This is a genomic window from Staphylococcus sp. HMSC36A10, from assembly GCF_001838845.1.
GTDB classification, from domain to species: Bacteria; Bacillota; Bacilli; order Staphylococcales; family Staphylococcaceae; genus Staphylococcus; species Staphylococcus aureus.
Window position 1 is genome coordinate 48,644 of the sequence record NZ_KV839086.1, and the last position, 14,606, is coordinate 63,249.

The window sequence follows — 14,606 nt, forward strand, 5'->3', positions numbered from 1 at the left end:
GACTTGTAGGCGTTGAGGTGTTTGTTTCAAAATGTCATACATAGCTGGATAATCATATTTTTTGTACATATTTGACAAATATAGTTGTCAAAAAGACAAATATCATTTACAGTGTAATTAAGGAGTTGATGCGATGTGCGTAATCGATTGAAAGAATTACGAGCACGAGATGGCTTAAACCAAACGCAGCTTGCCAAACTAGCGGGTGTTTCAAGACAAACCATTTCGCTAATTGAGCGAAATAACTTTATGCCATCGGTATTAACTGCAATAAAGATTGCTCGTATCTTCAATGAAACGGTGGAAACTGTTTTTATTATTGAGGAGGATGAGGTATGAAAATACTAAGATATATCGGATATCTTTTACTAGGTGGACTTGTAGGGGGTATCATTGGTGGAATTTTAGGTAATTTTGATGGATTGGGTATTGAGAACTTGACGTTTGCGACATATACCAATGTCGTTGTAATATCGATTGTTGCGACGATTATTATCATATTGGTAGAAGCCATTGTTTTGATGAATCAAAGACGTGCATTGAAGTATAAGCGACTTGTAGATGAAGAGGTAGATATCGATGCAACAGATCAATATGAATTGCTTGCGAATCGTTATGTTTTAAATGGAAGTATATTAAGCGTTATACAGACAATTATTGCCTTTGTAGTGTTACTAATTTTTGTGGTAGGGCAAGCTGAAGCAAATGCAATGCTATTCTTTTTAATACCATTTTTTGCTAGTGCTATTTTCAATACACAATTTACACTGTTTAATAGAAAATTTGATGACAGAATGCCAAAAATTGCAGATAAGAATTACACTGAAAAGCGATTGGAAATATTGGATGAAGGTGAACGCCATATAGAATTAATTGCATTATTTAAAACATATGCGATCAACTTATCAATATTGATACTAGCCATTATTTTTATAGGGTCTTATTCAATTGCTACAGGAATTAATCAAAGCTTTAGTTTGCTACTTATCATTGCTATTTTCATATATAACGCCTTTAGCTATTTATTGAAGAGAAGACGTTTTTATTAAAATTAAACAAAGAGGAGCATGGATATGACAACATTGTTAAACGTAGATCGTGTGAACAAACAATACAAAGATTCGGATTTTAAATTGCAAGATGCATCTTTAACGATTTCTACTAATGAGACAGTTGGATTAATTGGGAAAAATGGCTCAGGTAAATCGACATTAATTAATATTCTAGTAGGCAATCGACATAAAGATAACGGTAGTATTGCATTTTTTGGAGAAGAACATGCTGCGGATGATGTCGAATATAAAGAACACATAGGTGTTGTGTTTGATGATCTGAGAGTACCTAATAAATTGACTATTAAAGATATTGATAAAGTATTTCAATCTATTTATACGACTTGGAATAGTCAAAAATTCTTTGATTTAATCAAATATTTCGAGTTACCACGACAAACTAAAATTAAAACTTTTTCAAGAGGGATGCGAATGAAGATAGCTTTAACGATTGCGCTTTCTCATGATGTGAAGCTATTAATCTTAGATGAAGCAACTGCAGGTATGGATGTTTCTGGACGAGAAGAAGTAATGGAACTATTAGAAGATTTTGTCGCTCAAGGTGGAGGCATCTTAATATCATCGCATATTTCTGAAGATATAGAACAATTAGCGGATAAATTAGTGTTTATGAAAGATGGACGAATGATTTTAACTGAACAGAAAGATATACTTTTAGCACAATATGGAATTGTTACGACAGGAGATAAAGATGTTGAAATTCCTAAGCATTTAATCATTGCTTCTAGATTGTCAAAGGGGAAATATCAAATTTTAGTTAAAGATTATGCAGAAATTGAAAATGCAGAGCCTTTAAAACACATTGATGACGCTACGAAAATCATAATGCGAGGTGAAGTATAATGAAAGGTATGTTCCTAAGTAGTTTTTATGCAACGAGAAAGCAAACATATATTTATTTTATAGTCGCTATCATAGCTGCGGGATACTTTGCAGTATTTAATCCGTTGATGAGTTCGGCAATGGCTGGGGTTATGTTAATCACACCCATTACTGATAATATTAAACATGAAAAAGACTCAAGATGGATGTATTATGTATCTACTTTACCGGTTAAACGTAGTGATTATATTAAGTCATACTTTGCCTTTTATTTAATCTTATTCGGTGCAAGTTTAATGATTGGATTAGTTGTGACTACGATCGTGACCCAAAGTGTGATGATTGGTATTATGTCAGGTTTAATGAGTTTTGGTATCATAGGGGCATACTCTATCATTTTCCCATTGACATTTAAATTTGGCGCTGAAAACTCTAATGTCATTATGATAGTTGCATCTATCCTACTACTTTTTTCTTTCGTGGTCTTTTTCTTTATATATGGTATGGTTAGTGGTGCATCGGCATTAGAATTTGAAAAAATTAGCACTGAAGGATGGTTAGTTGTCATAGTATATGCGGTCATTGGTATCGTTATAACAAGTGTTTCTTATATATTGTCTATTAAAATTTTTAACAAACAAGAACTATAATCAATATTCTTGGTGTGAAGCTAGTCATTGAAATAATATTTAGAGCAGGTGATAAATCAATACGATTATCATCTGCTCTTTTTGGTGTTGTGGAATGAAATGCGGGATGATAGGTTGAGGTGACATCTCTATATCATATCATTTGTTTTTAGAAGATTAGGTTGTGTGGGAATTGCATCCTTTTATAGTGAGGATTAACGTGTATATATCATTGAGTATGTTGCTGAAATTTATTTGCGTGTATCAATTGATGATGGTATATGCCAATGATTTCCTCGGAAATATAAAAACTCGATCATGTATCATAACTGATGATTGTCACAAAAGTATAATGTGAAGTTCGACACTTTTGGATTCAGTTCAAATACTTTGACCGAGGTGAATACTATTTATTCATGTTTATTACGTAGACGTTGATTTTTAAAATAAATCAGCATGATGCAGAAAGTCGCAACGGATACCGAGATAATCATTACTTGGTCATGCCCCTTAAAGATAAGGCTGATGATATATGATACTACAAGTATGCCTAGTGAAGAAGAAATATATTTTGCGTTTGTCAGTTCATTATGGAAATAAGGCGTGATTAACCATAATCCAATATAGAATATTAAAACACTGATATACATCATATTAATTTCAAACAAGTCATTTAGTTTATTGTTATTACTAAAAACAATTGCAGCATTAATCACACCTAAAGCGATATTGATTAATAGATGCGTATACGATAAACGGAAACCGATAGATGACAATTTATGATTAATGTAATTTTCAGTAATGATCCAATATACACCGAAAAGACTAATTAAAATCATAAATTGGAATATATAAATGTAACTAAAATGATCAATGCTAAATGATGACGAAGCTAAACCAACCAGTACCTCGGCAAAGATAATAATTGTTAGTAACGAAAAACGTTCTACTAAATGCATCATATTAACAGGTGATAATACAAGATATTTCTGAAATGGAATAAGTCCTGTCGCTGCAATGAATACGCCTAAAAATCCAGGGATGTAATGGATACTTTGTGGTAGTACTAATGATAGAAATGATAAAAATGAAATCACAAAGGCTACGCTCGCAAAAGCTTGACATGTACGCTTATCGCCATAATCTAAACCTGTACGTATATGTAATAAATACTGTAATCCGATACTTAAATACATAATTGCCACGCATAAGAAGAATGGGAAGAATGTCTTTTCAAAGTCCGGATATAGGCTGTTAGATAGGAAGACCATGATGAACATATTAAACATCATAAACGAGACGTCTTTGAATGTAACTTGACCAAATCGATTTGTAAAAAATGTTTGATGAGACCACATTAACCATAAGAACAAACTCATGACGATGTATTTGAAAAATAAATCAGCTGAAATGGAACCGTTTTGTGTTGTTAAAATCACATGTGCAATTTTTTGAATGGCATAGACGAAAATTAAATCAAAGAACAACTCATGGAATCCTGCACGCTTTTCAGCTAAATGTTTTGGTGTTAATGCATTAACCATAAAATTTTAACTCCTTTAAGATGTGTAATTAATTTACTAAGTATACTATTTATTTTTTCTAGTGAATAGGGGCAGATTTGGCGATGAAGTGGAAGGAGAGGTGACTGCATGGTAATTGCGGAATTAACAATCATCAGCGATTTAATATTTGACTAGAGACGTAATGGTAATAAAAAATTGATGAGAAATTGATGGTGAAACCAGCTGTGAATAGCGATGCAATGATAGATAGAATTTAATTAGAGTCATTACGCGAAATGATTAATGATAATTTGTGGTAAATCAAAGCATAATTTTGTACTATAGATGAGGATGATAGAGCATATTTAAGAGTGTGAAATGTTAAAGTGAAACCGTTTACGTTTCCGATTGCCCAAACAAATTACATCATTGTATAATATGATTTGTTAAATGCATAACAAGAATGAAAATGTAACATACGTAGCAATTGGTTTCATAAATTGGATGTTAGTGGCGTATTGGTTCATTAGACGTATTAGTAATAAAATTGTATATATCATAAGGAGATGAATATGACATGACGAGAGTCGTATTAGCAGCAGCATACAGGACACCTATTGGCGTTTTTGGAGGTGCGTTTAAAGACGTGCCAGCCTATGATTTAGGTGCGACTTTAATAGAACATATTATTAAAGAGACGGGTTTGAATCCAAGTGAGATTGATGAAGTTATCATCGGTAACGTACTACAAGCAGGACAAGGACAAAATCCAGCACGAATTGCTGCTATGAAAGGTGGCTTGCCAGAAACAGTACCTGCATTTACAGTGAATAAAGTATGTGGTTCTGGGTTAAAGTCGATTCAATTAGCATATCAATCTATTGTGACTGGTGAAAATGACATCGTGCTAGCTGGCGGTATGGAGAATATGTCTCAGTCACCAATGCTTGTCAACAACAGTCGCTTCGGTTTTAAAATGGGACATCAATCAATGGTTGATAGCATGGTATATGATGGTTTAACAGATGTATTTAATCAATATCATATGGGTATTACTGCTGAAAATTTAGTGGAGCAATATGGTATTTCAAGAGAAGAACAAGATACATTTGCTGTAAACTCACAACAAAAAGCAGTACGTGCACAGCAAAATGGTGAATTTGATAGTGAAATAGTTCCAGTATCGATTCCTCAACGTAAAGGTGAACCAATCTTAGTCACTAAGGATGAAGGTGTACGTGAAAATGTATCAGTCGAAAAATTAAGTCGCTTAAGACCAGCTTTCAAAAAAGACGGGACAGTTACAGCAGGTAATGCATCAGGAATCAATGATGGTGCTGCGATGATGTTAGTCATGTCAGAAGACAAAGCTAAAGAATTAAATATCGAACCATTGGCAGTGCTTGATGGCTTTGGAAGTCATGGTGTAGATCCTTCTATTATGGGTATTGCACCAGTTGGCGCTGTAGAAAAGGCTTTGAAACGTAGTAAAAAAGAATTAAGCGATATTGATGTATTTGAATTAAATGAAGCATTTGCAGCACAATCATTAGCTGTTGATCGTGAATTAAAATTACCTCCTGAAAAGGTGAATGTTAAAGGTGGCGCTATTGCATTAGGACACCCTATTGGTGCATCTGGTGCTAGAGTTTTAGTGACATTATTGCATCAACTGAATGATGAAGTTGAAACTGGTTTAACATCATTGTGTATTGGTGGCGGTCAAGCTATCGCTGCAGTTGTATCAAAGTATAAATAATAAGAAAACAGGTTATCACAACAGTATTAATTACATGTTGGCATAACCTGTTTTTATTTGTTTATGGATTTATTGGGTAATATTAGTCATTTGATGGTTTAATTGCAAATGCTCTAACAGGGAACCCAGGTGCATCTTTTGGTTTAGGGCTGATAGCGTAAATGATGGCGCCACGAGTTGGTAATTGATCTAAATTAGTTAATAACTCGACTTGGTATTTATCCTGACCAAGAATATAACGTTCGCCAACTAAATCACCATTTTTTACAACGTCCACAGATGCATCGGTATCGAATGTTTCATGACCAACAGCTTCAACACGACGTTCTTCAATTAAGTACTTCAAAGCATCTAATCCCCAACCCGGTGCATGTTGTTGTCCGTTCGCATCTTTGTTTTCAAACTTTTCAATATTAGGCCAACGTTTTGACCAATCGGTACGAAGTGCAACAAAAGTGCCAGGTTCAATAGTACCATGCTCTTTTTCCCATGCTTCTATATGCGCACGTGTTACAATGAAATCATTGTTGTTCGCTACTTCTGTTGAAAAGTCTAATACAATTAACGGCAATACCAATTCTTTTAAATCAATGTCTTCTAAATAACGTTTATTCTCGACAAAGTGAATTGGTGCATCAATGTGAGTACCATATTGCGTTACAATATTCCAACGTTGCACATAGAAACCATGATCTTTAACCGTGAATAAAGTTGAAACTTCGCCTTTTTCAAACTCACTAAAACGTGGTATTTCCGGATCAAATGTATGCGTTAAATCAACCCAAGTTGCTTGTTTTAAAGTATTTAATTGTTGCCATAAAGGATATTGTGTCATAAAATCACCCGTTTTTAGTTTATTATATGATAAATGCTGCGATTATTCTTGGCGTTTAGCTTTAACAGCATTCACAAGCACAGTCAATGCATCTTTAACTTCTTCTTCTTTTCGCGTTTTCAAACCACAGTCAGGGTTTACCCAGAATAATGAGCGGTCGATTTGTTGTAGTGAACGATTGATTGCTGTAGTAATTTCTTCTTTTGTTGGAATACGTGGACTATGAATATCATACACACCTAGACCAATACCTAAATCATAATTAATATCTTCAAAGTCTTTAATTAAATCACCATGGCTACGAGATGTTTCAATTGAAATAACATCAGCATCTAAGTCATGAATAGCATGAATGATTTGACCGAATTGAGAATAACACATATGTGTATGGATTTGAGTTTCATCACGAACTGAAGACGTTGCAAGTTTAAATGATAAAACAGCATCTTTAAGATATTGTTCGTGATATTCAGAGCGTAATGGTAAGCCTTCACGTAATGCAGGTTCGTCAACTTGGATAACTTTGATTCCTGCAGCTTCAAGTGCTAATACTTCTTCGTTGATTGCTAAAGCAATTTGATCTTGAACGACTTTACGTGGTAAATCAACACGTTCAAATGACCAGTTTAGAATTGTTACAGGTCCAGTTAACATACCTTTAACTGGTTTATCTGTTAAGCTTTGTGCATAAACTGTTTCATCAACAGTTAAAGGCGCTGTCCATTTTACATCACCATAAATGATTGGTGGTTTTACGGCACGTGAACCATATGATTGCACCCAACCGAATTTAGTTACTAAGAAACCTTGTAATTTTTCTCCGAAGAATTCAACCATGTCATTACGTTCAAATTCACCGTGAACTAATACATCTAAGCCAATGTCTTCTTGAATTTTAATCCATCGAGCAATTTCATTTTTTAAGAATGTTTCATATGCTTCGTCTGTAATGCGTTTGTTCTTCCAATCTGCACGGTATTTTCGAACTTCTCGGCTTTGTGGGAATGATCCAATAGTTGTTGTTGGTAAATCCGGTAAGTTCAAACGTTTTTGTTGTTGTTCAATACGTTGCGCGAATGGTGATTGTCTTGAAGTACGCACGCTTTCGAAATCATAATCTAAGTTTTTGAATGATTGATTTTGGAAACGCTCATAACGTGCTTTTAATTTATCATATTTAACACTATCGTTTTGATTAAATAGGCGACGCAATGCATCTAATTCGTCTAATTTTTCAGTTGCAAAGCTTAAGCCTTCGCCAACACTTGTATCTAATGTTTCATCATCTAAAGATACTGGAACATGTAATAATGAAGATGATGGTTGAATGACAAGTTCATTAGTGTGTGCTAACAATTTATCGATTAAGACTTTTTTAGCTTCAATGTCACTTGCCCACACATTACGACCATCAATAATTCCAGCGTATAATGTTTTTGATTTATCAAAATCTCCAGCTTCAATTTGTTTAAGGTTATAGCCATTATCATGGACAAAGTCTAAACCTAAACCACCAACAGGTAAAGAACTTAAGAATTTAAGATGTGCACGTTCAAAGTATGTTTGAATGACTAATTTTTTAGCAACACCAGCTTTTTCGAAATAGTCATAAGCTTCACGTGTAATATTTTCATAGCTTTCGCTGTCGTCTGTAACTAAGATTGGCTCATCAACTTGAATGTACTCAGCACCTGCATCAATTAATGATTCAAACACTTCTTTATAAAGTGGTAATAACGTTTTAACTTTTTCTTCAAAAGTTTGGTGACCGCCTTTTGATAATTTAACAAAAGTAATCGGACCAACAATGACAGGGTGAGCGTTAACGTTTAAAGATTGGGCGTATTTAAAGCGATCTAATAATACATTGCGACTCACTTTAGGCTCAACATTGTCCCATTCAGGTACGATGTAATGATAGTTAGTGTTAAACCATTTTATAAGTGCACTTGCAACATGGTCTTTATTACCGCGAGCAATATCAAATAATAAGTCATCATCGATAGTTCTACCTTGGAAACGTTCTGGGATGATGTTGAATAATAATGACGTATCTAAAATATGGTCATATAAAGAGAAATCACCAACTGGGATGCTATCTAAGTGATAGTACTTTTGTAATAATAAATTTTCTTTATGTAGATCAGTTAATGTTTGATCTAATTCTTCTTTAGAAATCTTTTTTGCCCAATAACTTTCGATGGCTTTTTTCCATTCTCTTTTTCTACCTAATCTTGGGAATCCTAAGTTTGATGTTTTAATTGTTGTCATAATATTGCCTCCTTGTGAGCAGTAATAGATTTTGAGTATGCTGCAAGTTCTAATGAATCTTCGACATTTTGAAACGGTGTGATAATGTATAAACCATTAAAATATTCATGAACAGTATCGATTAAATCCTTTGAAAGCTTAAGACTTAGCTCTCGTGTTTTGGCGTTATCATCTTTAACTGCTTCAAATTGTTGTAAAATTTCATCTGACATCTTGATTCCTGGCACTTCATTATGCAAAAAGAGTGCGTTTTTGTAACTTGCGATAGGCATAATGCCTATGAAAAATGGTTTGTTCAAGTGCTTAGTGGCATGGTAAATTTCAATGATTTTCTCTTTGCTGTACACGGGTTGTGTTATAAAATAAGACATTCCGCTTTCTATCTTTTTCTCTAATCTTTTGACGGCACCATCTAATTTTCGAACATTAGGATTAAAGGCGCCAGCGATGTTGAAGTGTGTACGTTTCTTCAGCGCATCACCGTCAGTGTTAATACCTTGATTAAATCTTAGAGCGAGTTCAGTTAATCCTTTAGAATTAACATCATAGACATTGGTTGCACCTGGTAAGTGACCAACTTTTGAAGGATCACCAGTTATGGCTAATATTTCGTTAACGCCAATGAGCGATAATCCAAGTAAATGGGACTGCAAGCCGATTAAGTTTCGGTCTCGACATGTAATATGTACGAGTGGTTCAATATTGTAATATTGTTTAATTAAGCTTGCAGCAGCAATGTTGCTAATTCTGACAGTTGCCAATGAATTATCTGCGAGTGTTACCGCATCTACATTAGCTTTGTCAAGTTTAGCGATATTTTCAAAAAATCTATCCGTGTCTAAATGTTTCGGTGTATCCAATTCGATAATAACGGTTGGACGTTCTTGAACCTTAGATGTTAATGATTGTCTAACTTTATTTTGAGATGGATTGAAAAGTGCTTTCGTTGGTATCGGAATCACTTTTTTGTCATTAACAGGTTTAAGTGTCTGAATAGATTCTTTAATAAATTTGATGTGCTCTGGCGTTGTACCACAGCAACCACCAATTAAACGAACACCTTCGTGAATTAAATTTTGAGCAACTTGGCCGAAATATTGTGCATTGTCACTATACTTAAATTCACTATTTTCAATATCTAATAAGCTGGCATTTGGATAGCAAGATAAGTATGCGTGCTCTGGTAATTCAATATGTGTGAAAGACTCTTGCATATGGTGCGGGCCATGATGACAATTGAGTCCCACGATGTTGGCACCACATTGAACGAGTTGTTTTAATCCTTCATTGATTGCCTGACCATTAACTAAGTAATTTGTGTTTGAAGCGGTTAATTGAGCAATGATTGGAATGTCGTATTTCTTTCTCGTTCGTGAAATGACATTTGTTAACTCTTCTAGGTCGTAATACGTTTCGAAAAGTAGCGCGTCAACGCCTTCTTCAATTAAGGTGTCTATTTGAATTTCAGTATGATAAAGAATAGTTTGTAAGCTGATATCCTCTTGTTTGATACCTCTAAACCCACCAACTGTGCCTAATATATACGTATCTTTATTTGCTGCTTTTTTTGCGATGCGTACGGCGGCTTGATGTATAGCTTTAACTTTATCTTCAAGACCGAATCGTTTTAACTTTTCAAAATTTGCACCATAAGTATTGGTTTGAATGACATCAGCACCAGCTTCGATATATGAACGATGGATACGTTCAACTTTATCTGGATGGCTAAGATTATATGCTTCTGGACAGGTGTCTAATCCTTCAGAGTATAAAATGGTTCCAATAGCGCCATCAGCTACTAAAACATTATCTTTCAATTGTGTGAGGAATTGACTCATTGAATGCCTCCTTTAATGCGTATTTGATGTCTGCAATGAGTTCATCAGGATCTTCGAGACCAACACTTAATCGGAATAGACCGAAAGTGATACCACGTTCTTGTCTCACTTCTTCAGGTAGTGCAGCGTGAGACATTGTTGCTGGATGTGAAAGGATCGTTTCAACACCGCCCAGACTCACTGAAACGAGTGGTAATGTCAGTGCATCGACAAATTGTTGTGCTTTAGACTCATCAGCTAAACGAAAGCCAATAACGGCACCGCCATTTTTAGCTTGTTCTAAATGAGCAGTAGTGAGTCCCGGATAATAAACTTCTGAAATTTCATCTTGCTTTATTAAAAATGACACGATTTTTTGCGCGTTTTCGACAGATTGTTTAAATCTGATTGGAAATGTTTTTAAATGTTTAGCAAGTGTCCAGCTATCTTGAGCAGATAACATATTGCCTGTACCATTTTGTATTAAATAAAGAGCTTCACTAATTGCCTCATTATTAGTAATGACAGCACCAGCAATTAAATCGCTATGTCCACTTAAAAATTTTGTAGCACTATGAATGACAATATCAGCGCCAAGTAATAAAGGTGATTGGCCTAACGGTGTCATAAATGTATTGTCCACAGCTACCAGTAGTTCATGCTTTTCGGCTATTTTAGAAACAGCTTTGATATCAGTAATTTTAAAACAGGGGTTCGATGGTGTTTCGATATAAATTAATTTTGTGTTTGATTGAATGGCACCCTCGATTTGTTCGAGCTTGGTAGTATCTACGGTTGTAAATTCAATATTAAATCGATTCAAAATTTGCTCAGTGAGGCGAAAAGTACCGCCATATACATCATCGGGTAAGATGACATGATCACCAGATTTGAAAGTCAAAAGTACTGCTGAAATAGCAGCAATACCTGATGCAAAAGCAAAAGCGAATTTTCCCTGTTCTAATCGTGCTAACTTCTCTTCTAAAAGTTCACGGTTAGGGTTGCCACTTCGTGCATAATCATATTTAACATCGCCACCAAGACTTGTTTGATGGAATGTTGAAGAATCATAGAGTGGTGGGTTAGCTGAATGATATTCCACACCTCTACGCCAATCGAATATCACTTCTGTCTCTTTTGAAAGTGTCATACAATCTCTCCAATCTGAGCTTTATCTAATGCTTGGATGATATCGCGTTCGATGTCTTCATAATTTTCAACACCTAGTGATAAGCGGATTAAATACTCATCAATGCCACGTTTATCTTTTTCAGCATCTGGCATATCAACATGTGTTTGGGTGTAAGGGAAGGTCACTAATGTTTCAGTACCTCCTAAACTTTCTGCAAAAATGCAAATGTCTAAATTTTCTAATAATTTAGCGACGCTATAGGCCTTGTTAAGTCTTAAACTAAGCATGCCAGTTTGCCCGCTATATAGTACTTCGTCAATTGCTTGAAGTGACTGACATTTTTTAGCAAGTTTTCTAGCGTTTGATTGCGCACGCTCAATGCGTAAATGCAAAGTTTTAAGTCCACGTAACAACAAATAACTATCTATTGGTGAAAGTGTTGCGCCAGTCATGTTGTGAAAATCAAACAACTGTTGCGCGAGTGATTCATCTTTGACGGTTACGACACCTGCTAGTACATCGTTATGTCCGCCAATATATTTCGTGGCTGAATGTAAGACTATATCAGCACCTTCTGCTAGTGGTGTTGAAAGATAAGGTGTTAAAAAAGTATTGTCGATAATTGACAATAAGCCTTTAGCTTTACAAAGTTGATAGTATGGCTTTACATCAATAGCAATCATTTGTGGGTTAGATATTGGTTCAATGAATAATGCAACTGTTTTATCAGTGATTTCTTTTTCAACTTGTTCATAATCTGTAAAATCAACGTACTTAAATTTGATATTGTATTGTTGCTCATAAAATTCAAATAATCTAAATGTGCCGCCGTATAAATCGAATGAAACTAAAATTTCATCGTGTGGTTTAAATAAATTACATATTAATTGAATGGCTGACATTCCACTTGATGTAGCGAATGATGCAATACCATGTTCGAGTTTGGCAAAACAGGTTTCAAATGTTGAGCGTGTAGGATTTTTAGTACGTGTATAATCAAAACCTGTCGATTGTCCTAGTTTTGGATGCTTGTAGGCAGTAGATAAATGGATTGGATTCGCTATAGCACCGGTTGAATCATCGGTTAATGTGATTTGGGCTAACTGTGTATCCTTCATATTAAGACCCTCCTATAAGAAAAAATAAAAAAAGCTTCCGTCCTTCGTACCCGAATGAATCGGATAAAAAGGACGAAAGCTTATGTTTCGCGGTACCACCTTTATTTGTTATTCCATCGCTGAAATAACCTTATTCAGTACGCATTAAAAGTAAATATGCTTACTGAACAATTATCACAATTAAAGTCAGTAAGTAAGGATATAGTAATGTGCTATCCCATACTTATTAACAAAAAATCGTGCGTAAAGAATCCAGTACGCCATTTAACATCAATGTTAATACTGTATCGCTATAACGGGCGAACCCGTAGACACCTCATATTGGCATCAACACTCCAAGGCCATTTTCAAACACGCTTTCAAAATCTTCTCTCAGCTACTAAAGACTCTCTGTATAAGCAGGGTGTGTTTTACTTTCCTCTTTATTGTGTTTACGTTTCATTAAACTGTTATAAGATATTAATTAGCTTACAGAGTAAAAAAAGATTTGTCAACAATTATTCAGAAAATTTTGATTTAAAAGTTAATTTGTTTGTGAAATTGTAATTGGTATCTTGAAGTTGAAAAATGAATTATTTTTTAAATAAAGTGTGGTTAATGGTTGTCTGACTCATTTAGAATACATAAAATATATTTAACTGTTGTTATCAAATAAAAAGTGATGTGAGTGAATTGTCAAAAAGTGAAGATCAACGTATTACTAAAACAAAAGATGAACAAATTAAGCAAATAGATATATCGGATATCAAACCGAATCCGTATCAGCCCCGAAAAACTTTCGATGAAAATCATTTAAATGATTTGGCAGATTCAATTAAGCAATATGGAATTTTGCAACCAATTGTGCTTAGAAAAACAGTTCAAGGTTATTACATTGTAGTTGGTGAAAGAAGGTTTAGAGCTTCGAAAATTGCTGGTCTAAAATACGTATCAGCGATTATCAAAGATTTAACAGATGAAGATATGATGGAACTGGCGGTCATCGAAAATTTACAACGAGAAGACTTAAATGCGATTGAAGAAGCTGAAAGTTATCAACGTTTGATGACAGATTTGAAAATTACACAACAAGAAGTAGCGAAGCGATTGAGTAAGTCGCGCCCGTATATAGCGAATATGTTGAGGTTATTACATTTGCCGAAAAAGATTGCTGACATGGTAAAAGATGGGCGACTGACAAGTGCACATGGACGAACGTTATTGGCAATTAAAGATGAACAACAAATGCTTAGGTTAGCGAAACGGGTTGTTAAAGAAAAGTGGAGTGTTAGATATTTAGAAAACCATGTTAATGAATTAAAAAATGTTTCGTCAAAGTCGGAAACAGACAAAGTAGATATAACTAAGCCTAAATTTATAAAGCAACAAGAACGACAGTTGCGAGAACAGTATGGTACCAAAGTAGATATATCAATAAAAAAATCGGTTGGTAAAATCTCATTTGAGTTTGATTCACAAGAAGATTTTCTAAGAATAATTGAACAATTAAATCGTAGGTATGGTAAATAGTTACACAATTTTATATAATAACTCTTTGTGCAAGTGTAAATAAATTGTAATCAGTGAACATTTGATTCTAGATATATTGAGACTTTCGTAGGTTGGAAGTATATAAAAATATGAATACAATATTGATATATCATAT

The 14,606-nt window shown here is 34.5% G+C and carries 12 protein-coding genes and 1 other annotated feature; of the genes, 6 read left to right on the top strand and 6 right to left on the bottom strand.

The features are described 5' to 3' along the window. The first annotated feature begins 135 nt into the window (after nt 1-135). Genes HMPREF3247_RS03245 through HMPREF3247_RS03260 form a run of 4 tightly spaced genes read left to right on the top strand, consistent with a single transcriptional unit; the run spans nt 136 to nt 2,545 of the window. A complete protein-coding gene (locus HMPREF3247_RS03245) occupies nt 136-339 on the top strand; it encodes a helix-turn-helix transcriptional regulator (protein WP_001246009.1) in 204 nt (67 codons plus the stop codon). Then, nucleotides 336-1,049, top strand: a complete 714-nt coding sequence (locus HMPREF3247_RS03250; protein ID WP_000698768.1) for a DUF3169 family protein — start codon at nt 336-338, stop codon at nt 1,047-1,049. Before HMPREF3247_RS03245 ends, HMPREF3247_RS03250 begins: the two co-directional genes overlap by 4 nt. Before the next feature lie 24 nt (nt 1,050-1,073). Beyond that, on the top strand, nt 1,074-1,916 hold the full coding sequence (locus HMPREF3247_RS03255; protein ID WP_000209552.1) for an ABC transporter ATP-binding protein: 843 nt from the start codon (nt 1,074-1,076) through the stop codon (nt 1,914-1,916). After that, nucleotides 1,916-2,545, top strand: coding sequence for an ABC-2 transporter permease (locus HMPREF3247_RS03260; RefSeq protein WP_000677725.1), 630 nt, complete (start codon nt 1,916-1,918; stop codon nt 2,543-2,545). Before HMPREF3247_RS03255 ends, HMPREF3247_RS03260 begins: the two co-directional genes overlap by 1 nt. A 389-nt stretch (nt 2,546-2,934) precedes the next feature. Here HMPREF3247_RS03260 and HMPREF3247_RS03265 read toward each other — a convergent pair whose 3' ends face one another. Further along, on the bottom strand, nt 2,935-4,068 hold the full coding sequence (locus HMPREF3247_RS03265; RefSeq protein WP_064129959.1) for a low temperature requirement protein A: 1,134 nt from the start codon (nt 4,066-4,068) through the stop codon (nt 2,935-2,937). 538 nt (nt 4,069-4,606) lie between these two features. On the opposite strand from HMPREF3247_RS03265, the gene HMPREF3247_RS03275 reads away from it, so the two are divergent. Beyond that, a complete protein-coding gene (locus HMPREF3247_RS03275) occupies nt 4,607-5,788 on the top strand; it encodes an acetyl-CoA C-acetyltransferase (RefSeq protein WP_000199069.1) in 1,182 nt (393 codons plus the stop codon). An 82-nt stretch (nt 5,789-5,870) separates the two neighbouring features. Here the strand turns inward: HMPREF3247_RS03275 and HMPREF3247_RS03280 are convergent, their stop codons facing one another. From HMPREF3247_RS03280 to HMPREF3247_RS03300, 5 genes are read right to left on the bottom strand one after another with little or no spacing between them, the layout of a single operon-like run. After that, nucleotides 5,871-6,623 (bottom strand): cyclase family protein, encoded by a 753-nt coding sequence (locus HMPREF3247_RS03280; protein WP_000195907.1) that lies wholly within the window; start codon nt 6,621-6,623, stop codon nt 5,871-5,873. 42 nt (nt 6,624-6,665) lie between these two features. Further along, a complete protein-coding gene (metE, locus tag HMPREF3247_RS03285; RefSeq protein ID WP_000207619.1) occupies nt 6,666-8,894 on the bottom strand; it encodes a 5-methyltetrahydropteroyltriglutamate--homocysteine S-methyltransferase in 2,229 nt (742 codons plus the stop codon). Next, a complete protein-coding gene (locus HMPREF3247_RS03290; protein WP_000077320.1) occupies nt 8,891-10,732 on the bottom strand; it encodes a bifunctional homocysteine S-methyltransferase/methylenetetrahydrofolate reductase in 1,842 nt (613 codons plus the stop codon). Before HMPREF3247_RS03290 ends, metE begins: the two co-directional genes overlap by 4 nt. Then, nucleotides 10,701-11,861 carry a cystathionine beta-lyase MetC gene (gene metC / locus HMPREF3247_RS03295; protein ID WP_000175854.1) on the bottom strand — a complete coding sequence of 387 codons (1,161 nt, stop codon included), beginning with the start codon at nt 11,859-11,861 and terminating at the stop codon, nt 10,701-10,703. Before metC ends, HMPREF3247_RS03290 begins: the two co-directional genes overlap by 32 nt. Beyond that, a complete protein-coding gene (locus HMPREF3247_RS03300; protein ID WP_000655703.1) occupies nt 11,858-12,961 on the bottom strand; it encodes an aminotransferase class I/II-fold pyridoxal phosphate-dependent enzyme in 1,104 nt (367 codons plus the stop codon). Before HMPREF3247_RS03300 ends, metC begins: the two co-directional genes overlap by 4 nt. Before the next feature lie 65 nt (nt 12,962-13,026). Further along, nucleotides 13,027-13,396 (bottom strand) — a binding site (T-box leader). Between the two features lie 228 nt (nt 13,397-13,624). Between HMPREF3247_RS03300 and HMPREF3247_RS03305 the strand changes: the two genes are divergently transcribed. Continuing rightward, nucleotides 13,625-14,470 carry a ParB/RepB/Spo0J family partition protein gene (locus tag HMPREF3247_RS03305; protein WP_001566903.1) on the top strand — a complete coding sequence of 282 codons (846 nt, stop codon included), beginning with the start codon at nt 13,625-13,627 and terminating at the stop codon, nt 14,468-14,470. The last annotated feature ends 136 nt before the right edge of the window (nt 14,471-14,606 follow it).

Excerpts from the sequence above, each read along its gene's own strand:
- HMPREF3247_RS03265 (WP_064129959.1), bottom strand. The coding sequence starts at position 4,068 with ATGGTTAATGCATTAACACCAAAACATTTAGCTGAAAAGCGTGCAGGA.
- metC (WP_000175854.1), bottom strand. The coding sequence starts at position 11,861 with ATGACACTTTCAAAAGAGACAGAAGTGATATTCGATTGGCGTAGAGGT.
- HMPREF3247_RS03300 (WP_000655703.1), bottom strand. The coding sequence starts at position 12,961 with ATGAAGGATACACAGTTAGCCCAAATCACATTAACCGATGATTCAACC.
- HMPREF3247_RS03260 (WP_000677725.1), top strand. The coding sequence starts at position 1,916 with ATGAAAGGTATGTTCCTAAGTAGTTTTTATGCAACGAGAAAGCAAACA.
- HMPREF3247_RS03290 (WP_000077320.1), bottom strand. The coding sequence starts at position 10,732 with ATGAGTCAATTCCTCACACAATTGAAAGATAATGTTTTAGTAGCTGAT.
- HMPREF3247_RS03250 (WP_000698768.1), top strand. The coding sequence starts at position 336 with ATGAAAATACTAAGATATATCGGATATCTTTTACTAGGTGGACTTGTA.
- HMPREF3247_RS03280 (WP_000195907.1), bottom strand. The coding sequence starts at position 6,623 with ATGACACAATATCCTTTATGGCAACAATTAAATACTTTAAAACAAGCA.
- HMPREF3247_RS03275 (WP_000199069.1), top strand. The coding sequence starts at position 4,607 with ATGACGAGAGTCGTATTAGCAGCAGCATACAGGACACCTATTGGCGTT.
- HMPREF3247_RS03255 (WP_000209552.1), top strand. The coding sequence starts at position 1,074 with ATGACAACATTGTTAAACGTAGATCGTGTGAACAAACAATACAAAGAT.
- metE (WP_000207619.1), bottom strand. The coding sequence starts at position 8,894 with ATGACAACAATTAAAACATCAAACTTAGGATTCCCAAGATTAGGTAGA.